18 protein-coding genes and 1 pseudogene are annotated in these 20,155 nt (G+C 72.6%); 17 read left to right on the top strand and 2 right to left on the bottom strand.

Features of this window, described 5'->3' with window-relative positions:
* The first annotated feature begins 1 nt into the window (after window position 1).
* Both VSR01_RS00880 and VSR01_RS00875 read left to right on the top strand, forming a co-directional pair.
* On the top strand, window positions 2-565 hold the full coding sequence (locus tag VSR01_RS00880; protein ID WP_326447373.1) for a hypothetical protein: 564 nt from the start codon (window positions 2-4) through the stop codon (window positions 563-565).
* Window positions 566-703: 138 nt separating this feature from the next.
* Window positions 704-1,708, top strand: a complete 1,005-nt coding sequence (locus VSR01_RS00875; RefSeq protein WP_326447372.1) for an NAD-dependent protein deacetylase — start codon at window positions 704-706, stop codon at window positions 1,706-1,708.
* A gap of 142 nt (window positions 1,709-1,850) precedes the next feature.
* Here VSR01_RS00875 and VSR01_RS00870 read toward each other — a convergent pair whose 3' ends face one another.
* Together VSR01_RS00870 and VSR01_RS00865 are read right to left on the bottom strand one after the other, a co-directional pair.
* A complete protein-coding gene (locus VSR01_RS00870; protein WP_326447371.1) occupies window positions 1,851-2,657 on the bottom strand; it encodes a DeoR/GlpR family DNA-binding transcription regulator in 807 nt (268 codons plus the stop codon).
* Window positions 2,658-2,729: 72 nt separating this feature from the next.
* Window positions 2,730-4,778, bottom strand: a complete 2,049-nt coding sequence (locus tag VSR01_RS00865; RefSeq protein WP_326447370.1) for a DUF4832 domain-containing protein — start codon at window positions 4,776-4,778, stop codon at window positions 2,730-2,732.
* A 202-nt stretch (window positions 4,779-4,980) separates the two neighbouring features.
* Between VSR01_RS00865 and VSR01_RS00860 the strand changes: the two genes are divergently transcribed.
* The 15 genes and pseudogenes from VSR01_RS00860 (at window position 4,981) to VSR01_RS00790 (ending at window position 20,152) form a co-directional block, all read left to right on the top strand.
* Window positions 4,981-5,931, top strand: coding sequence for a carbohydrate ABC transporter permease (locus VSR01_RS00860; protein WP_326447369.1), 951 nt, complete (start codon window positions 4,981-4,983; stop codon window positions 5,929-5,931).
* Window positions 5,932-6,006: 75 nt separating this feature from the next.
* The gene (locus VSR01_RS00855) at window positions 6,007-6,858 is read left to right on the top strand and encodes a carbohydrate ABC transporter permease (RefSeq protein WP_326447368.1); all 852 of its coding nucleotides are present in this window, start codon (window positions 6,007-6,009) and stop codon (window positions 6,856-6,858) included.
* A 57-nt stretch (window positions 6,859-6,915) separates the two neighbouring features.
* On the top strand, window positions 6,916-8,334 hold the full coding sequence (locus tag VSR01_RS00850) for an ABC transporter substrate-binding protein (protein ID WP_326447367.1): 1,419 nt from the start codon (window positions 6,916-6,918) through the stop codon (window positions 8,332-8,334).
* Window positions 8,335-8,443: 109 nt separating this feature from the next.
* On the top strand, window positions 8,444-9,946 hold the full coding sequence (locus VSR01_RS00845) for a glycoside hydrolase family 36 protein (RefSeq protein WP_326447366.1): 1,503 nt from the start codon (window positions 8,444-8,446) through the stop codon (window positions 9,944-9,946).
* A 134-nt stretch (window positions 9,947-10,080) separates the two neighbouring features.
* Window positions 10,081-11,253 (top strand): ROK family transcriptional regulator, encoded by a 1,173-nt coding sequence (locus VSR01_RS00840; RefSeq protein WP_326447365.1) that lies wholly within the window; start codon window positions 10,081-10,083, stop codon window positions 11,251-11,253.
* Between the two features lie 99 nt (window positions 11,254-11,352).
* Window positions 11,353-11,979, top strand: coding sequence for a TetR/AcrR family transcriptional regulator (locus VSR01_RS00835; RefSeq protein ID WP_326447364.1), 627 nt, complete (start codon window positions 11,353-11,355; stop codon window positions 11,977-11,979).
* A gap of 130 nt (window positions 11,980-12,109) precedes the next feature.
* On the top strand, window positions 12,110-12,328 hold the full coding sequence (locus VSR01_RS00830) for an alpha/beta fold hydrolase (RefSeq protein ID WP_326454006.1): 219 nt from the start codon (window positions 12,110-12,112) through the stop codon (window positions 12,326-12,328).
* Window positions 12,289-12,933, top strand: a complete 645-nt coding sequence (locus VSR01_RS00825; protein ID WP_326453437.1) for an alpha/beta fold hydrolase — start codon at window positions 12,289-12,291, stop codon at window positions 12,931-12,933. The genes VSR01_RS00830 and VSR01_RS00825 overlap by 40 nt, the downstream gene beginning before the upstream one ends.
* A gap of 7 nt (window positions 12,934-12,940) precedes the next feature.
* Window positions 12,941-13,813, top strand: a complete 873-nt coding sequence (locus tag VSR01_RS00820; RefSeq protein ID WP_326447363.1) for a VOC family protein — start codon at window positions 12,941-12,943, stop codon at window positions 13,811-13,813.
* Window positions 13,785-14,570 (top strand): 3-hydroxybutyrate dehydrogenase, encoded by a 786-nt coding sequence (locus tag VSR01_RS00815; protein WP_442785625.1) that lies wholly within the window; start codon window positions 13,785-13,787, stop codon window positions 14,568-14,570. The genes VSR01_RS00820 and VSR01_RS00815 overlap by 29 nt, the downstream gene beginning before the upstream one ends.
* A 79-nt stretch (window positions 14,571-14,649) precedes the next feature.
* Window positions 14,650-15,459, top strand: a pseudogene (locus tag VSR01_RS00810) (2-keto-4-pentenoate hydratase); the annotation flags it as partial.
* A 24-nt stretch (window positions 15,460-15,483) separates the two neighbouring features.
* Window positions 15,484-16,431: an acetaldehyde dehydrogenase (acetylating) gene (locus tag VSR01_RS00805; protein ID WP_326453436.1), complete on the top strand. Its 948-nt coding sequence runs from the start codon at window positions 15,484-15,486 to the stop codon at window positions 16,429-16,431.
* Entirely contained in the window at window positions 16,428-17,441 is a 1,014-nt protein-coding gene (dmpG, locus tag VSR01_RS00800; RefSeq protein WP_326447361.1) for a 4-hydroxy-2-oxovalerate aldolase, read from the top strand. The genes VSR01_RS00805 and dmpG overlap by 4 nt, the downstream gene beginning before the upstream one ends.
* Before the next feature lie 341 nt (window positions 17,442-17,782).
* A complete protein-coding gene (locus VSR01_RS00795; protein WP_326447360.1) occupies window positions 17,783-19,429 on the top strand; it encodes a molybdopterin-dependent oxidoreductase in 1,647 nt (548 codons plus the stop codon).
* A gap of 168 nt (window positions 19,430-19,597) precedes the next feature.
* Window positions 19,598-20,152, top strand: coding sequence for a COG4315 family predicted lipoprotein (locus VSR01_RS00790; RefSeq protein ID WP_326447359.1), 555 nt, complete (start codon window positions 19,598-19,600; stop codon window positions 20,150-20,152).
* Window positions 20,153-20,155: the final 3 nt, after the last annotated feature.

Raw genomic sequence — 20,155 nt, 5'->3', positions numbered from 1 at the left:
CGTGGTCTGGCTGGTCGTCCTCGTCGTCGCGGCCCTTGCCCTCGTGGCGGCGGTCGCGGACGGCCGCGCCCGCCTCGGCCGGTCCCGCAGGCCCGCGCCGGGGGAGGTGTGGCACACCGACGAGGCTGGTCGCGCTCCCTCCGCGCCGCCCCCGCAGGCCGGGCCCGGAAAGTCTCCCGCGGCCTCCGCGGCCTCCGCGGCGTCCGGGGCCGACGGGCCCGCGTCCGGCGTCGACGCGTCCGCGTCCGTGGCCGCGTCCGGGGCCCGCGAGCCCGGGCCCCTCGGCGGCCGGGCCGTTCTCGTGCTGGAGGTGCGCACGCGTACCGCGCGCGTCGCCGACCTCACCGCCGTCCCCGGTCCCGGGACCCTGCCCCTGCCGCCCGGGACGACGGCCTTCCCCCACGCCGGCGCAGCCGCCGCGAGGCCCGCCGTGCCCGCCCACCTCGCGGTGCCCGCCCACGTCGATCCGGCCACCCGCCGGGACGTTCCCGTGGCCGCACTGCTGCGACGCGCAGGGGCCGTACCGCGGGACTTCCTGCACCGCGTGGACCGCGCGTCGCGCTGACAGCCCCGTGCTCACGCCCCGCGCCGACGCCCCGCGCTCACGCCGCGCCGACGCCCCCCGGCATCCCGTCCCGGCCACGCCCCCGCGGAGGGTCACGGCGGCCCCCCGCCGCCACGGCCGGCGACGTAAGCTGCCCGCATGGACACGAGCGCTCCGAACGGCAGTCTGGCCGCCACCGCTCGACGGGCCGACACCGCCGCGCCCACCGTTCCCGGGCCGCCGCCCGCCGCCTCGGCGTACGCGCCCGCCTCGCAGGACCCGCCCGCCGGCCCGCGGACCGCGAGCCCGCGCCCCGAGCCGACCACCGCGTCGCCACGGCCCGACGCGGTGGACGCCCTCGCCGGACTGCTCGCGGCCCGGGGCGTGCTCGTGCTCAGCGGCGCCGGGCTGTCCACGGAGTCCGGTATCCCCGACTACCGCGGCGAGACCGGCCGGCGGCGCAGCGGCACACCGATGACGTACCAGGAGTTCGCCGGCGACCACGCGAGCCGCCAGCGGTACTGGGCACGCAGCCACCTCGGCTGGCGCGCCATCGCCGCGGCCCGCCCCAACGCCGGCCACCACGCCGTCGCCCGGCTCGCCGCCGCGGGGCTGGTCTCGGGCGTCGTCACGCAGAACGTCGACGGCCTGCACGCCGCCGCCGGCACGCCCGGCGCGGTCGAACTCCACGGCAGCCTGCACCGCGTGCTCTGCCTGAACTGCGGCGACCGCAGCTCCCGTACGCATCTGGAAGAGCGCCTGGCCCAGGCCAACCCCGGGTTCGGCGGACGCGCCACGCGGACGAACCCCGACGGGGACGCGGAGCTGGACCAGGAGCACATCGCGGCGTTCCGCACCGTGCCCTGCCAGGTCTGCGCCACCGGCACCCTCAAGCCCGACGTCGTCTTCTTCGGCGAGAACGTCCCCAAACCGCGCGTCGAGCAGTGCTACGCGATGGTCGACGCGGCGTCGGCGCTGCTCGTGCTGGGTTCGTCCCTCACCGTGATGTCGGGGCTGCGGTTCGTCCGCCACGCGGCCAAACAGGGCAAGCCCGTCGCGATCGTCAACCAGGGCCCGACCCGGGGCGACGACCTCGCCGTCCTGCGGGTCGACCTGCCGCTGGGCGCCACGCTCACCGCGCTCGCCGACCGCCTCCACGCCTGACCGCGCCGGGGCGCCCACTCCCGGCCGTCACCGCGCGCGCCGCCACCGTCCAGGAGCTCGGCGTCGATCGCATGGCCGGGCGCATCGCCTGCCACGTCCGGTCACGTCCGGTCACGTCCGGTCACGTCCGCCGCGTCGCCTCTTACGCCGACGGCTGGGACGTCCCGCCGCGGCCGTGCCGCCGCGGGACCCGCGCGGCGGCGTGCGGACCGGCGAGCACGAGCCGCCCGGCGTGCGCGGCGAGCACGTGCTGGGCCTCGACGGGCAGCGCGCGGTCGGTGACGACGGCGTCCGCCCCGTCGAGCCGGGCGATCACCGCGGCCCCGGTCCGCTGCCAGGCGGTGTGGTCGGCGAGGACCACGACCCTGCGCGCGGCGGCGACCAGCGCGCGCCCGGTCTCGGCCTCCGCCGCTGCCGCCGCGGTGAACCCCTCGCGGGGGTGGACGCCGTGCACCGCCAGGAAGAGCGTGTCGACGTGCAGCGACCGGATCGTGGCGACGGCCAGCGGCCCGACCTGGCCGGCCGCGGTGCTGACGCCCCCGACCACGATGTGCTCGCGGTGCGGCGCCCCGTGCAGGGCCGCGGCGACGGCGGTCGAGGTGGTGACGACGGTCAGGTCCCGCACGCCGTGCAGGGCCGCGGCCAGCGCGGCGGTGTGCGGGCCCGCCGACACCGCCAGCGTCGAGCCGGGCCGCACCAGCGCGGCGGCCGCCGCGGCGATGCCGTCGGAGCGGGCCCCCGGCCACGCGTCCGGGCCGGCGGGTCCGCCGTCCAGGGGCACGGCACCGCCGAACACCCGGCGCAGCGCCCCGCGTTGGTGCAGCGCGGCCAGGTCGCGGCGGACGGTGGTCTCGGACACGCCGAGCGCGCTGCTGAGTTCCCGGTGGCTCGCCCCGCCCCGGCTGCCGAGCAGCGCGAGCAGGGCACGGCGCCGTTCGCCGGCGGGCATGTGCCGCTCCTTGAGGAGAAGTCGGCGCGGTGCCGGCCGACCCCACAGCCGGCCGGCACCGCGCGAAGGGGGTCAGGCCACGGTGATCCGGTCGATGTCGGGCGCCCAGCCCGACGGGTTGCCGATGGTGATCGCGTTCCCCGAGCCGGCCGCGAGCCCGAGGTTCACCGTCACGGTTCCGACGGTGTTCCAGTCGCCGGTCGAGGGGAAGGTGACGGTGGTCGCCGCGCCGCCGTTCACGCTGATCGTGGCGGTGCGGGTCTCGGCGCTCGCGTAGTGGACGGTGACCGCGGCGGTGCCGCCGGCCGATCCGCCGTCGACGCCGTGCACGGTCACGGTGGCGCCGTTGCCGACCCAGCCGACCTTCGCGCCGCCGGAGCATCCGGAGCAGGAGGCGACGACGGCCGTGCCGGTCAGCGTGCTGCCGGCCGCCTCGGCCTCGTAACTGCCGCTGCCCGGGCCGCCGGTGCCGCCAGAGCCGACGGTCATCGCGCCGAGTCCCAGCCAACCGTCCGCGCTCTGCGTCGCGTTGGCGAAGCGCAGCTTCTTCGCGGCGGCGCTGACCGCCTCCAGCGGGTTCTTCACCCGCATCACCAGCTGGTAGGAGCCGGCGGACACCGCGGACAGGTCGACCGCGGTCTGGAAGTACTGCGGGTAGCCGTAGTCGAGGTAGGTCGGGTCCTGGCCGACGCCCCAGTCGGGGAACGCGCGGATCTTGGCCGGCATGACGGTCCGCAGGTCCCAGGGGGTGTCCCAGGTCCTGACCACGTGCCCGCTGCTGTCCTTGAGCCCCAGGCTCACCGTCCAGGGGTAGTAGAACGGCGCGACGCCGTCATCGGTGATGTGCACGCCCACGGTCGCGGTGCCGCTCGCGGTGTTCTTGAAGTAGGCGTCGGTGACGCCGAGGTCGTAGCCCATCAGCCGGACCGCGGCGCCGACGTTCGGATCGGTGGGGGAGTAGCTCTGGCTGCCCTGGTCGATCTTCCAGGTGGTGTGCTCCAGTTCGATGCAGGCTTTCATGTCGTCGACCTGTCCCGAGCCGCCGGGCCAGGAGGAGAAGGCCGAGGACTGGATCTCTGGCCGGACCTCGCCGCCCATGGAGTCGGTGATCCACTTGTTCTCGGTGCCCTCGTTCAGGTCGGCCTGGAGCTGGGAGTAGCTCGCGCCGCTCAGTGACTGCGGCAGGGTGACGCCGGCCAGCGGGCTGCCCTCCCGGTAGCAGAAAGAGTCGTCGTGGTAGCCGACGTCCAGGTTGTTCGCGGCGCCGCCGCCCGAGCCGGGATAGCGCACCTCCAACTTGGTTTTGCTGAAGGCGTTGTCGTAGTCCCGGATGATCTGCGCGGCGTGCGCGTCGGTCGGCATGTAGTTCGGGTAGCTGTCGCCGGTCGTGTCGGTGTCGTACGGCCAGGTGTGCCACTCGCCCCACAGGCCCACCAGGCCCATGTGGATGAACCCGATGCGCGGGTCGCCGTCGTAGCGCGCGCCGAACGCGGCGATGAACCGGCCCACGGCGTCCAGCAGGTACGGGCTGTCGTAGTCCGGACTCGTGGTCCCCCAGTACGTGTTGGCGCGGTACGTCACGTGCCCGTCGAAGCAGTGCGGGATGGCGTTCGCGGGATGCGTGCCGGAGCCGCCCGGGTACTCCATGTAGAACCGGATCGCGGCCTGGTTGCCGTACGACGCGATCTCGTCGAGGGCGTTGTCCAGCACGCTCCAGTTGTAGCTGCCGCAGTCGTTCGGGTCGGTCATCACCTCCGACAGGCCGAAGTAGCTCCACTGGAGCGAGTGCGGGTACCCGGAGTTCTCGTCGCTGCCGGGGGAGTAGTACGTCGCGAAGCCCTTGAGCGGGTTGTCCAGCGGGCCCGGCGCTGACGCCAGCGGATGGGCCTGCAGCGACGGGTCCGGTGACGACGGCGGCGCCGGCCGCGCGGGGACGCCGTGCGCGACGGCGGTGAACGCGGGAGCCGCGTGCGCGTGCGACCGGCCGGCGGCGCGTGCGGCGCCGGCCGGTCCCGCGGCGGCGGGCCCCGCGGCGAGCGCCGTGAACGCGATCGCGAACAGGGCCGTGCACAGGGCGACCAGCGCCGGCGTCCGGCGTCTCGGTGGTGCGGTGGTGCGCATGAACCGACCTCCAGATCGGGGTGATTCGGGCATGGCGGAGCCCTGCCCCGGCGTCCGCGAGCAGCGCGCGCCGGGGCCGACAAGGGCAGGTTACGCGGAGGTGTTGACAAAATTTCGAAGAGCTTCATCATTATTGGCGTGCAGATCGCCCTGTGGCAAGGGTCACAACCATGATCGAAGCCCGTACCGAAGAGGAGGCCGCATGTCCGCGCTGACCGGCTGGACGTCCAGCCGAACGGCGGCCGCGCGCCGCGACGGACGGCTCGCCGGCTCGCGAAGACCCCGGCGGCCCCGCGACGACCGGCGGATAGCGCCGCTGTTCATCGCCCCCGTGCTGATCGGCTTCGCGGTCTTCTACGTGTACCCGACGGTCCGCGGCGTCTGGTACTCGATGACCGACTACAGCCTCCTCACCTCGCCGTCGTACGTGGGCGGCGACAACTACTCGCAGCTCCTGCACGACGACCAGTTCTGGAACTCGCTGAAGGTCACCGCCTATTACGTCGGCATCAACATCGTCAGCCAGACCGTGCTCGCCCTCGGCCTCGCGGCGCTGATGCACCGGCTGACCCGCTCGGCGGTCCTGCGCGCGACCCTCCTGCTGCCCTGGCTGGTCCCCAACGTCACCGTCGGCCTGCTGTGGGCGTGGCTGCTGGACGCCAACCTCGGCTTCGCCAACCACCTGCTGCACGCCATGGGCATGGGCACGGTGTCGTTCTACTCGCCGAACTGGGCGATGCCCTCGGTGGCGCTGGTCAACACCTGGGCGTACACCGGCTACACCGCGCTGCTGCTCTACGCCGGGATGCTGCAGATCCCCCAGGAGCTGTACGAGAGCGCCGTCGTCGACGGCGCGGGGGAGTTCCGGATGTTCCGGCGGATCACCCTGCCGCTGCTGCGGCCGATCCTCGCCCTGGTCCTGGTCGTCTCGCTGATCGGCTCGTTCCAGATCTTCGACACGGTCGCCGTGGTCTACCGCGGCTCTCCGATCCCGGAGACCCGGGTCATCTACTTCTACATCTACCAGCAGGCGTTCACCTTCTTCCACATGGGCTATGCGTCCGCCGTGGCCATGGTGCTCGTGGTGGTCCTCGGCCTGCTCACTTTCGTCCAACTGCGGCTGCTGCGCGCCTCGCGCTCGGACCTCGGTTAGCCAGGAGAAGCGATGTCCTCGATGTCACCGAGACGCTCGACGTCCCCGCTGCGGGGTTCGCGAGCGGGACGCTGCGTGGCCTGGGCGATCCTGATCGCCGCGGTGGTCGTGACCGTGTTCCCGTTCTACTGGATGGTGCGCACCGCGCTCACGCCGGCCGGCGACCTGTTCGCCGACTCCCACGCGCTGTGGCCGCACCACCCCACCCTGATCAACTTCGAACGCGTGCTGGGCATGACGAGTTCGGAGCAGAACCGCGCCGCGGGCGGCTCCGGAGCGCAGATCAACTTCCTCTGGTACACGCTCAACTCGATCATCTACAGCGGCGTGATCGCGATCGCCCAGACCTTCTTCTGCGCGATGGCCGGCTACGCCTTCGCCCGGCTGCGCTTCCCCTACCGCGACGCGATCTTCGGCGTGCTGGTCGCCGCCCTCATGGTGCCGCCGATCTTCACGCTGCTGCCGAACTTCACCATGGTCAAGAACCTCGGCCTGATGAACACCTTCGCCGGACTCGTCGCGCCGAGCGTGCTGATGACGCCGTTCGCGGTGTTCTTCCTGCGCCAGTTCTTCCTCTCCATCCCCCGGGAGGTCGAGGAGGCCGCGGTGCTCGACGGCGTCGGCCGCTGGGGCGCCTTCTGGCGGATCATCGTGCCGATGAGCCGCGGGCCGCTGATCACCATCGGCCTGACCACCACGGTGTGGGCCTGGAAGGACTACCTCTGGCCGCTGCTGGTCGGACGGGGCGAGCACACCCGGGTGCTGACCGTCGCGCTCGGCGTCTTCCTGCAGCAGTCGCCCAACACCCAACCGGACTGGACCGGGCTGATGGCCGGCTCGACGCTGTCCGTCCTGCCGGTCCTGGTCCTGCTGGTCCTCCTCGGCAAGCGGCTGGTCCAGTCGCTCAACTTCAGCGGCATCAAGTAGCCCGCGCCGCCCTCGTCCGTCCTCCGGTTCCGCACGACCACCACGCAAGGACATGCCATGAGACACGCCGTCAGACGCTCCCCGAAGACCACCCAGAAGAACGCCTCGACCTCGAAGACCGCTTCCAGGACCGCCGCCAGGGCCGCCGGAGCGGTGCTCGCCCTCGCCCTCGTCGGCGCCACGGCCGCCTGCGGCGGCAACGGCTCGGACGACGCCTCCGGCGGCGCCACGACCATCGACTACTGGCTGTGGGACGACAACCAGACCGCCTCCTACCAGGCCTGCGCCGACGCCTTCCACGCCGCGAACCCCAAGATCACGGTGAAGATCACCCAGACCGCGTGGAACGAGTACTGGCAGAACCTCACCACCCAGCTCGCCTCGGGCAGCGCGCCCGACGTGTGGACCGACCAGGCCTCGTACTATCCCCAGTTCGCCACCAGCAACCAGATCCTGGACATCCAGTCCTACGTCGACCGGGACAAGGTCGACCTCTCCCAGTACCAGAACGGCCTGGCCGACCTGTGGGTCAAGGACGGCAAGCGCTACGGCCTGCCGCAGGACTGGGACACCATGGCGCTGGTCTACAACACCACGCTGCTCTCCCGGCAGGGCATCGACGCCTCGGCGCTGACCCACCTCACCTGGAACCCCGACGACGGCGGCACCCTGGAGCAGACCATCGCCAAGGCCACGGTCGACAGCCACGGCCGCAACGGCCTGGACCCCGCGTTCGACAAGAACCACGTCAAGGTCTACGGGTTCCTGCCCGAGTGGGCCGACGGCTCCCAGGGCCAGAACGGCTGGGGCGTGCTCGCGGCCGGCAACGGCTTCAGCTTCGTCGACAAGAACCCCTGGGGCACCCACTACAACTACGACGACCCCAAGCTCGCCGCCACCATCGACTGGTTCAAGCACCTGATCGACAAGGGCTACGCGCCGAAGTTCGACGCGCAGTCCACCCTCGGCCGCGACGCGGTCATGGACGCGGGCCAGGGCGCCATCACCCTCGCCGGCTCGTGGACCATCAACTCCTACCTGTCGCCGACCGCCAAGCAGAAGTACGCCTTCGCGCCGCTGCCCGTCGGCCCGGCCGGCCGCAAGACCCCCATCAACGGCCTGTCCGACGCGATCTACGCCGGCACCAAGCACAAGGAACAGGCGTGGAGCTGGGTGAAGTTCCTCGGCTCCAGCGCCTGCCAGGACCTCGTCGCCAAGAACGCGGTGGTCTTCCCGGCGATCAAGGAGGCCTCCGCCAAGGCGCTCGCCGCGCACCGGGCCAAGGGCCAGGACGCGCACGTCTTCACCGACGAGGCCGCGGCCCCCGGCGGCACCTTCTTCCTCCCGGTCACCGACCACGGCAACGAGATCAGCCAGACCGTCCAGGACGCCATCCAGTCGGTGATCCTCGGCAAGAGCGACGCGGCGAGCGCGCTGAAGAAGGCCAACGACACCGTCAACGCGATGTTCCAGTGACGGCCGCGCACGCGACCGCCCGGTCACGGGCCGCGTCCCCGGGCGACCGCACCCCGCGTCACCGGGAGAGCCGCCACACCCACGTCACCCACACAACACAAGGAGAGTCATGGCGCTGCTCGTCGAGCTGGCCGGGCGCACGTTCGCCGTGGAGTCGGGCGGTCCGGGCGCGCCGCAGCCGGTAGAGGGAGGTGTGCTCCTCCCGCCCGGCCGCGCCGCGGTCCTGCACGGCCTGGGAGACGCCCAGTTCTACCGGCACGGCCACAACTCGTGGAGCCCGTGCGGATGGCGGCGGCTGTCCGACCCGCCGCTGCGCATCGCCGACCCCCGCCGGCGGGTCACCGCCGACGACCCGCGGTGGGACGACCCGTACCGCCACCACTCCTCCGCGGTCGCCGCCCTCCAGGGCGACGACGGCGACGTCCTGCTCCTCGGCTCGCTGGGCCTGGGCAGCCCGCGCCTGTCCGCCGACCTCGACACCCTCGCCGGGTGGTACGAGACCGGCGCCGCGCCCTGGTTCCTCGCCCACGGCCCCGAGGAGCAGGTCTTCGCCGACTACACCCGCCACCTGGCCCGCCGCCTCGGCGCCCGCCACCGCCGGGCCGGCAACGTGTGGTGCACCTGGTACGCGTACTACGAGGGCATCACCGAGACCCGGCTCGCCGAGGACCTCGCCGACCTGCGCGGGCTGCCCTACGACGTGGTGCAGGTCGACGACGGCTGGGAGACCATGGTCGGCGACTGGCACCCGAACGGGAAGTTCCCCTCCGGGATGACCGCGCTCGCCTCCCGCATCAGCGACGCGGGCATGACGCCCGGCCTGTGGCTCGCCCCGTTCATCGTGCTCCCCGAGTCCGAGACCGCCCGCACCCGCCCCGAACTGCTGCTGCGCGACGACGACGGCAAGCCGGCCGTCGCCGGGTACAACTGGGGCACCGGCTACTGGGCGCTGGACCTCACCAAGCCGACCGCCCGCGAGCACGTCGCGGAGATGACGCACCGCGTCGTCCACGAATGGGGCTTCCGCTACCTCAAGCTCGACTTCGTCAACGGCGCGCTCGCGCAGGCCGCCCGCCCCGACGGCGTCGACCGCGAGCAGGTCTACCGCGACGCCCTCACCATGATCCGCTCCATCGCCGGCGACGACGTCTACCTGCTCGGCAGCGGCGCGGTGCTGCTGCCCTCGCTCGGCGTGCTGGACGGGCTGCGCAGCGGACCCGACGTCGCGCCGATGTGGCAGAACTACGCCAGCGACGACCCCTCCGACGCCACCGCCCGCAACGCCGTCGCCAACTCCGTGCACCGGCTCTGGCAGGCGCCGCTGGCCGAGGTCGACCCCGACGTCGTCTACTTCCGCCGCCGGATGAACCTCCTGACCGACCAGCAGCTGGCCTGGCTGCGCGACCTCGCCGACATCTGCGGCTTCCGCGGCGTCTCCGACCCGCCCAGCTGGCTCAGCCCGGAGGAGCACGCGGCCATGGTCGGCTATCTCGGCCGCCGCCCCGAGATCAGCCACCTCGGCCGCTACCGCTACCGCGTCGACGGCCGCGACGTCGACTTCACCGCCGCCGTCGACCCCGACGCGGCAGGGCAGCTGTACCCAATCTCATGAGATACCGATACGATTCGTAAAGAGCCCAGCAAAATTCCCGGGCCCGTGCGCGCAGGCGCACGCGCCCGGGAACAGGGCGGACGGCAGGGCGATCGACACGGGTACGCCGGAGACGGCACGGGAAGGGCTGCGCATTGACCGAGACGGCGGCGGGCACCGGCACCCAGCTCAACCGGCTCCGCGAACTCAACTCGCTGAGCATCGTCCGGGCCCTGCGCGGCAACCCGCCCTCGACGGTCACCGAACTGTCCGCCCGCACCGGACTGTCCCGCCCGTCCGCCGACGTCATGGTCAAGGCCCTGGTCGGCGACGGATGGGCCACCGTCGTGGAGCCCACCGGCAGCAGCGTCGTCGGCCGCCCGGCGCGCCGCTACCAGTTCCGCGCCGACGCCGGGCACGTCCTCGGCGTCGACGTCGGCGGCCACAAGATCCTCGCCATGCTCGCCGACCTCGACGGCACGGTGGTGCACAGCGCGCGCATCGCCGTCACCCCCGAGGCCGACCCGGCGGCGCGGCTCGCGGCGATGGACGCCGTCATCAACGACTGCCTCGCCGGCGCGGGCATGACCGGCGAGGACCTGTGGGCGGTCACCGTCGGCGTCACCGGACCCGTGGACGCCACCGGCCGCACCACCTTGTTCACCCCGCTGCCCGGCTGGACCGGCGTCAACCCCGCGGAGCACCTCGGCGCCCGCTTCCCGGTGCCCGTCCTGGTCGAGAACGACTGCAAGCTCGCCGCCGTCGCCGAGCGCTGGAAGGGCGTCGCCCAGGACGCCGACGACATCGTCTACCTGCTGGCCGGCATGCGCACCGGCGCCGGCCTGATCCTCGACGGCGCGCTGCGCCGCGGCTACGGCGGCGCGGCCGGCGAGATCGGCGCGCTGCGCCAGGTCCGCTGGCTGGGCGCCCCGGCCCACCTGCAGAACTGCCCCGGCCTGCCCGACACGGTCGCAGCCGACGACGCCGCCGGCTGGGTGTTCTCGGCCGCGCGCGCCGGCGACAAGGCGGCGAGGACCGCGGTGCGCCGCTACGTCCGCGACCTGGCCGTGGGCGCCGCGGCCCTGGTCCTCACCCTCGACCCCCAGACGGTCGTGGTCGGCGGCGGCTACTCGCGCTCCGCCGACGTCCTCCTCGACCCGCTGGAACGCGAGTTGAGGCGCCTGTGCCTGCGCGTCCCGGAGATCCGCGCCTCCACCCTCGGCGACGAGGGGGTCGCTCTCGGCGCCCTGCGGCTGGCCCTGGACGAGGTGGACCACCGCCTCTTCGGCACCGGCCTGTCCGCCCCGGCCCCGCCCCTGCGCGACTGACACAAGGCGGCGCCCGGGCCGGACCCGCGCGTCGGAGCCGGGCCGCCGTCGGGCCGCGCGCCGGCCCGTTCGTGCGACTGGCGCACCTATGATGGGGCCATGGCGAAGGGAAACGGGTCCGTATCGGCCACTGCCGGCGCGAGCAGCCGTGACGTCATCCTCGACGCGGCGCGGACCCTGGTGGCCGGGCGGGGCTACGACGGCATGGCCATCTCGGACCTGTCGGCGCAGTCCGGGCTGCCGGCCAGTTCCATCTACTACCACTTCGGCAACAAGCTCGGCGTCCTCGCGGCGCTGCTCGACCGCACCTTCGACGAGCTGCACGCCCTGCTCCCGAACCCCTCCTCCTTCGACGGCCTCCAGCCGCTGGAGCGGTTCGAGGCGTGGTTCACGGAGGCGTGCGCGTCCCTGGACCAGCGCCCCGACTACCTCCGACTCCTGCTGGCCATCAGCGTCGGTCCGCACAAGGACGCTGAGATCGTGCGGACCACCGTGCGCCGTATCCGCGACTACGCCCACGCCTCATGGGTCGAGGCCCTCACCCCGGTGTTCGCCGCGAACGGCGGCACGGTCGACGAGAAGTTCATCGACGAGCTGGCCGTCCTCGGCAGGGCCATGACGGACGGCTTGTCCCTGACCAACACCTTCGACGGCATGAGCTACAGCGCCCACGCGGCCCCCTTCGTCGCACTGATCCGCGGCCTGGCCGCGCGGGGCGCCGACTAGCGCGGGACGTCCCGCCGACGTCCCGCTGACGTCCCGCCCGACCGATCCGGGTGCCGCCGCACCTCGCCCACCCCTTGATATCGCGTCGCACTTTTGTATAGTGAGCGTTACATACAGAGGATGGGTGGTGATGAGAGTGGCCAGCGCAGTGGACGTCGGGGACGCGGAACTCGCCTACACCGAGTCCGGTACCGGCACGCCGATCATCTGGCTGCACGGCTCGGGGCCCGGCGCCACGGGCATGAGCAACTTCGGCGGCAACCTGCCGGCTTTTCAGGACTACCGGAACATCGTCGTGGACCTCCCGGGCTGGGGCGGTTCCCCCGGCCCGCGACGGACGAGCCGCTGATCTTCCACGCGGCGGAACGGGTGTGCCGCGCGATGACCGCGCTCGGTGTCGAGCGCACCCACCTCGTCGGCAACTCGTACGGGGGCGCCGTCGCGATGCGGATCGCCATGACCCGTCCCGACCGGGTGGACCGGGTCGTCCTCATGGCGCCGGGCGGCGTCCTCCCCGAGGACGCGCCGCCGTGGCCCGTCGGCCTGGAACACCTCTTCGCCTACATGGCGGCCGAGAAGCCGTCGCGTGAGGAGATGGCGCGGTTCGTCCGCCTCATGGTGCACGACCAGGCGCTCGCGACCGACGCCCTGATCGACGAGCGCTACGAGGCGAGTCTGCGGGCCCATCCGGAACTGCCCGTGCCCCCCCACTTCGGCGATCTCACGCCCGACCTGCACCTCGTCTCCGCGCCGACCCTGCTCGTGTGGGGGCGGGAGGACCAGACCGTACCGCTGTCCTGGGCCTCCACCATCCTCCAGGGCATCCCCGACGCGGAACTCCGCGTCCTGCCGCACTGCTGCCACTGGGTCCAGTACGAGAAGGCGCCCGAGTTCAACCACATCGTCCGTGAGTTCCTGCGCGGCGGGGCCGCGGCGACAGCACAGGAGGAGTGATTTCGGCATGGGTGTCTCCAAGCTGGGCTACGTCGGTCTCGACGTCACCGATCTCGACGCGTGGACCGGTCTCCTCGACCGGATGCTGGGGGTGGGCGTCACCCACGACAAGATCGGGGCGGAGAACGTCGCCCTGGCCGAACTCGACGTGTACAAGTACCGCCTGGCCCTCTATCCGTCGGCGGAGGACCGCCCGCGTGAGATCGGCTGGATCGTCGACACGCCGGGTGAACTCGACAGGCTCACCGGGCGGCTGACCGCCGCCGGCTACCAGGTCCACGAGGGCGCGGCCGACGAGACGGAACTGCGCGGCGCCACCCGCATGCGCTGGTTCACCGACCCCGTGGGCTACCGGGTCGAACTGGCGGTGGGCGCGGCCAAGGTCCGTACCGCCGCGGCCCGCCCGGTCCACGCGGCCCCGGGCGTCACCGGCCTCGGCCACCTGGTCCTCGCGAGCCCCAGGCTCGACGAACTCCGGGATCTGTACGAGTCGGTCCTCGAATTCACGCTGACCGACTACCGAGCCCCCGGTCTGTTCTTCTTCCGCTGCAACAGGACGCATCACAGCATCGCGCTGGCGCGGGCGGAGACGGCGTCCATCCATCACCTGGAGATCGAGCACGACTCGATCGACGACGTGGGCAGGGCCCACGACCGCGCGGAGTCCGAGGGCGTGCCCATCACGATCAGCCTGGGCCGGCACATGAACGACCGGGCCATCTCCTTCTACGTCAGGAATCCCAGCGGGTTCCACCTGGAGATCGGCTGCGGCGGCATCGAGGTGGACGAGCACTGGGTGCCGCACGACTTCGGCGCCCCGGACGTCTGGGGGCACCGCCACGCGAGCGCCAATCCCTTCGCGTCCCCGGTGTCGCGGTGAGCGCGCCGGCCGGCCCGGCCTGTCCGGGCGGCGCGCGGTGGTCACCGGCGCGGCGAGCGGCATCGGCGCGGCGGTGGCGGCACGGCTGGCCGCGCTGGGAGCGCACGTCGTGGTGTGCGACATCGACGCGGACGGCGCGGCGCGGACGGCCGAGCGGATCGGCGGCGAGGCGCTGGTGCTGGACCTGAGCCGGACGGCCGACCTCGCCGAGCTGCGCCTCGAAGCGGACATCCTGGTCAACAACGCCGGGATCCAGGAGGTGGCGCCGGTCGACCGGTTCCGCCCCGAGACGTTCGCCATGATGCTGCGGCTGATGCTGGAGGCCCCCTTCCTGCTGAGCCGGGCGGTGCTGCCGTACATGTACGGGCGGGGCTGGGGGCGGATCGTGCACATGTCCAGCGTGCACGGCCTCCGCGCCAGCCCGTACAAGGCCGCTTACGTCACCGCCAAGCACGGCCTGCAGGGGCTGTCGAAGGTCATCGCTCTGGAAGGGGCGGCCAGGGGCGTCACCAGCAACTGCGTGGCCCCCGGATACGTGCGCACCCCGCTGGTGGAGAAGCAGCTGGCCGACCAGGCGATGCTGCACGACCTGAGCGTCGACGAGGTGACGACGCAGGTGCTGCTGGCGCGGTCGGCGATGAAGCGCCTCATCGACCCGGAGGAGGTCGCCGGGGCGGTCGCCTTCCTCTGCTCGCCGGACGCCGCGTCCGTCACCGGCACCCACCTGACCGTCGACGGCGGGTGGACCGCCTCCTGAGCGCCCCTCGCGCCCGCTCGCCGGCTGGGCCCGCGCCGCCGAGGAACCCCGAGAACCCTTTCACCGCGGAGGTGCACGCATGTCTGCCGCCACCCCTCCTGTCCCCGACTCCTCCGGCACGGTCCGGGAGATCGCGGACCTGCTCGCGGCCGCGGCCGCGAGCGGAACCCCGTGCCGCCCCGTGCGCGGTCGCATCCGCGCGGGGGACGTCGACACCGCCTACGCCGTCCAACGGCTGAACACCGAGCGGCGTGTCGCCGGAGGGCTCCGCCTGGTCGGACGCAAGATCGGCCTCACCTCGCAGGCCGTGCAACGTCAGCTCGGCGTCGACCGGCCCGACTTCGGCGCGCTGCTGTCCGACATGGCGGTCCCCCCGGGCGGCCGGGTCCCCTTCGGCCGGCTGCTGCAGCCCAAGGTGGAGGCGGAGGTCGCACTCGTCCTCGACGCCGGTCTCCCGAACGCCGACTGCACGACGGACGACGTCGCCGCCGCCACCGGGTACGCGGTCCCCGCCCTGGAGATCGTGGACAGCCGCATCGCCGACTGGGACATCACGTTCGTCGACACGGTCGCGGACAACGCCTCCTCCGGCCTCTACGTGCTCGGCGAACAGCGCGTGCCCCTCGACGAGGTGGACCTCGCCGCAGTCTCCATGAGCATGTCGAGGAACGGCGACGTGGTCTCCGAGGGCGACGGCGCCGCCTGCCTCGGCAGCCCGCTGAACGCCGCGCTGTGGCTGGCCCGCACGCTCGCCGAGCTGGGAGATCCGCTGCGGGCCGGGGACGTCGTGCTGACCGGCGCGCTGGGACCGATGGTCGCCGCCGCTCCGGGCGACGTCTTCGCCGCCTCCGTCTCGCGGCTGGGCGACGTCCGCGTCCGGTTCGCCCCGGCGCCCGCCGGTGCGGGGGACGCGATGAGTGACCGCGCCAAGGTGGCCGTCATCGGGTCGGGCAACATAGGCACCGACCTCATGATCAAGGTCCTGCGGCTGTCGGAGCGCCTGGAGATGGCGGCGATGGCCGGCATCGACCCGGACTCGGACGGCCTGGCCCGGGCCCGGCGGCTGAAGGTCGCCGCCACCCACGAGGGCATCGACGGCCTGGTGGGGATGGACGAGTTCGCCGACGTGGAGATCGTCTTCGACGCGACGTCCGCCGGGGCGCACCGACGCCACGACGAGGTCCTGCGCGAACTGGGCCGGACCGTGGTGGACCTGACGCCCGCGGCGGTCGGCCCCTACGTGGTCCCGCCCGTCAACCTCGACGAGCACCTGGACGCGCCGAACGTCAACATGGTCACCTGCGGAGGCCAGGCCACCATCCCGATCGTCGCCGCGGTGGGCGCGGTCACGCCCGTGCACTACGGGGAGATCGTCGCCTCCATCGCGTCGCGCTCCGCCGGCCCCGGCACCAGGGCCAACATCGACGAGTTCACCGAGACCACGTCCCGCGCCATCGAGAGGGTCGGCGGAGCCGCACGGGGCAAGGCGATCATCGTGCTCAACCCGGCCGAGCCGCCGCTGATCATGCGCGACACCGTGCACTGCCTGGTGTCGGACGCCGACACCGCGGCCGTCACGCGGTCGGTGCACGAGATGGTCGCCCGCGTCCAGGCCTACGTGCCCGGCTACCGGCTCAAGCAGGAGGTGCAGTACGAGGCCGTCCCGCCGGGCGATCCCTTGCGCTCGCTGCTGCCGGGGGACGCGGCGGGCGACCCGGTCAAGGTGTCGGTCTTCCTCCAGGTCGAGGGAGCGGCGCACTACCTGCCCGCCTACGCGGGCAACCTCGACATCATGACGTCGGCCGCGCTGCGTACCGCCGAGCGCATCGCCGACCACCGCGCACAAGGGGCCACCCGATGACCGGTCTGTACGTGCAGGACGTGACCTTGCGGGACGGCATGCACGCCGTCCGCCACCGCTACACCGTGGAACAGGCGCGGGCCGTCGCCGCCGCCCTGGACGCCTCCGGCGTCGCCGCCGTCGAGATCGCCCACGGCGACGGACTGTCCGGCTCGTCCGTCACCTACGGCGTGGGGGCGCACACCGACTGGGCTTGGATCGAGGCCGTCGTCGGCGTCACCGAGAGAGCCGTCCCGACGACGCTGCTGCTGCCCGGCATCGGCACGGTGCGTGATCTGCGCCAGGCCCACTCCCTGGGCATCCGGTCCGTGCGCGTCGCGACGCACTGCACCGAGGCGGACATCGCGGCCCAGCACATCAGCGCCGCACGGGAGCTGGGCATGGACGTGGCGGGCTTCCTCATGATGTCCCACATGGCCGAGCCGGCCGAACTCGCCCGGCAGGCCAAGCTGATGGAGTCCTACGGCGCGAGGTGCGTCTACGTCACCGACTCCGGCGGACGGCTGACCATGGACGGCGTGCGGGACCGGTTCCGGGCCTACCGGGACGTCCTCGACCCCGGCACCGAGATGGGCATTCACGCCCACCACAACCTCGCCCTGGGGGTGGCCAACACGGTCGTCGCGGTCGAGAGCGGCGCCGTCCGGGTCGACGCCTCCCTCACGGGACAGGGAGCGGGGGCGGGCAACTGCCCGCTGGAGGCGTTCGTGGCGGTCGCGGACCTCATGGGCTGGGAGCACGGCTGCGAGCTGTTCCCCCTGATGGACGCGGCCGACGACCTGGTCAGGCCGTTGCAGGACCGGGAGGTCCGGGTGGACCGCGAGACGCTCAGCCTCGGATACGCCGGCGTGTACTCCAGCTTCCTGCGGCACGCCGAGGCGGCCGCGGAGCGCTTCGGCCTGGACGCCCGGAGCATCCTCGTGGAGGTCGGGCGACGGGGCATGGTCGGTGGACAGGAGGACATGATCACCGACGTCGCCCTCGACCTCGCCGCAGCGGCCCGCGCCTGAACGACGCGCGCGGGTCCCCGGAGCGGCCGTGCACTGAAGAGAGAGAACGTTCGATCTTGACAGCGCCTGACCGGGCGGTCATCCTGAGCTTGGGTAGAACGTTCGGTCGTCCCGCGTTCGGCACGCCGGCATCGCACTGCCGGTCCTCTGCCCCGCTCCCGATCCGCAGCCGACCACGCCACGGGTCACGTCGTTCCCGACGGGATCCGCGCCCCGTGCGCGCGCTGTGCCTCAGCCTCACCCCTCGGCCGGATCGGACGGACGTCACGCCGTACGACTCGTCGTTCCGCCCCAGGGAGCCCGGCGTCGCCGGGCCCGAGACGAATCTTCACGGAGGACGCATGAGCGAGCAGCAGCCCGGCGGCGGTCGGGGGAGGGCCGCGGAAGGGTCGGCACCGGAACCGGCAGGGGAGGACCCGCCGCGGGAGTCGGTCTCCACCGCGGGCGGGACGCGCTCGGCCGCCCGTGCCGGACACCTGCTGCGGGGGGCGATCGCCGGTCTCGTCGCCGGCGGAGCGGGCCTGGCCGTCGGTGAGCTGGTCGCGGTGGCCACCGGGGAGGCATCGGCGCCGGTGACGGCCGTCGGGACCTGGGCGATCAGCATCACGCCGACGTGGCTCGAACAGTTCGCCATCCGCCACTTCGGCAGCAACGACAAGACGGTGCTCCTGACGGGCGTCTACGCGACGGTCGCGGTGCTGGCGGCCGTCGACGGCGTGCTCGCTCGCATCCGGCTGACCGTCGCGGCCGTCTTGACCGCGCTGGTCGGCGGGATCGGCGCGGTCGTCGCGGTCACCCGCCCGGCAGCGCACGCGAGTTGGCTGCTTCCCTCACTGCTCGCGGGGTTCGTCGCGGCCCTGGTGCTGTGCTGGCTGACGCTGCTTCCCCCGCGGGAGCCGGGGGCCTTCGCGGAATCGGGCGGCAGGCGCCGCTTCGTGATCGGCACGCTGGGAACGGCCGCGGGCGCGCTGGTGGCCGGGTTCGGCGGCAAGGCGTGGATCGACAAACGCTACGACGTCTCGGGCGCGCGCTCGAAGGTCGTGCTGCCGACCCCGGCGAACACGCTGCCCGAACCGCCCGCCGCCGTCCACCCGAACGTGCGCGGGCTCGGGCCGTTCCTCACGCCGAACTCCGAGTTCTACCGGGTGGACACGGCGCTCGTGGTCCCCGCGGTGGACCCGAGGGACTGGAAGCTGAAGATCCACGGCATGGTGGACCGCCCGTTCGAGATCACCTTCGAGGAGCTGCTCTCCTACCGGTTCGAGGAACACGACATCACGCTGACCTGCGTGTCCAATCCGGTGGGCGGGCCCTACCTGGGGAACGCGCGCTGGCTGGGCACCCCTTTGGCGCCGCTGCTGCGCCGGGCCGGCGTGCACCGGGGGGCGGACATGATCCTGTCCACCTCGACGGACGGAATGACGATCGGTTCGCCGGTCGAGGCGGTGCTCGACGGCCGGCACGCGATGCTGGCGGTCGCGATGAACGGCGAGGCGCTGCCGACCGAGCACGGCTTCCCGTGCCGGATGGTGATCCCGGGACTGTACGGATACGTGTCCGCCACCAAGTGGGTGGTCGATCTGAACCTGACCACGTTCGCCGCGTCCGACGCGTACTGGACGCCGCGCGGCTATTCGCCGCAGGCCCCGGTCAAGACCGCGTCCCGGATCGACGTGCCGAGGTCCGGAGCGACGGTGCCGGCCGGGACCGTGGTGCTCGCCGGCACGGCCTGGGCCAATCACCGCGGCGTCGCCGCCGTGGAGGTGCAGATCGACGACGGCGCCTGGAAGGAGGCGGCCCTGGCGGCGTCGGACACTCCGGACACCTGGCGGCAGTGGACGTACGCGTGGACGGACGCGGCCAGGGGCTCCCACAAGGTCAGGGTGCGCGCGACGGACGGCACCGGCGCCCTGCAGACCTCGGCCGTCCAGGGCGTGGTGCCGAACGGCGCCACCGGCTACCACGCCGTCACCGTCAAGGTCGTCTGACCCGGCCGCGCGGCCGGCACGCGACTCCTCCAGCCAGCAAGACAGAATGATCGGTCTTGACGCATGTGACAAGGGTGGCCTAGATTCCCACGTGTAGCGATCGCTCCATACATTCACATGTGCGTGAACGGCGTATCGATGCCCACCGCGAACTTTCTAAGGATGGTCATGCTCCAAACAACATCACTGCGAGCGCTCGGCGCCGGCCTCACCCTGGCCGCCCTGGCGACCTTCGCGGCGGCGTGCGACAGCTCCTCCGATGACTCGTCGGCCGCCGGCTCGAAGACGGCCTCGGGGGCGCCGACCTCGGAAGCCACGGGTTCGACGACGAGCCCGGCGGCGCCGAGTGCGGACGGTTCGCAGCTGGTCCTGAAGACCGCGAAGGGCCCGGCGGGCATCTGGCTGACCGACGCGGCCGGGCGCACGCTGTACCTGAACACCAAGGACAAGGGAACGGCGTCCACCTGCTACGACACGTGCGCGAAGAAGTGGCCTCCGCTCACGACGGACAAGCCGGTGACCGTGACCGGCAAGTACACCGTGCCGAGCAGCGTGGGCACCATCACCCGCACCGACGGCGCCAAGCAGGTCACCTACGGAGGCCACCCCCTCTACTACTTCACCGGCGACACCGCTCCTGACCAGATCAAGGGGCAGGGCATGGACGGCACGTGGTTCCTCATCGGGCCGATCGCCAACATCATGAACGGCTCCAAGCCGTAGAGA

The organism is Actinacidiphila sp. DG2A-62 (assembly GCF_035825295.1).
Classification (GTDB): Bacteria; Actinomycetota; Actinomycetes; order Streptomycetales; family Streptomycetaceae; genus Actinacidiphila.
The sequence above is the reverse complement of the archived record's forward strand: the minus strand, read 5'-3'. Positions and strand labels throughout refer to the sequence as shown.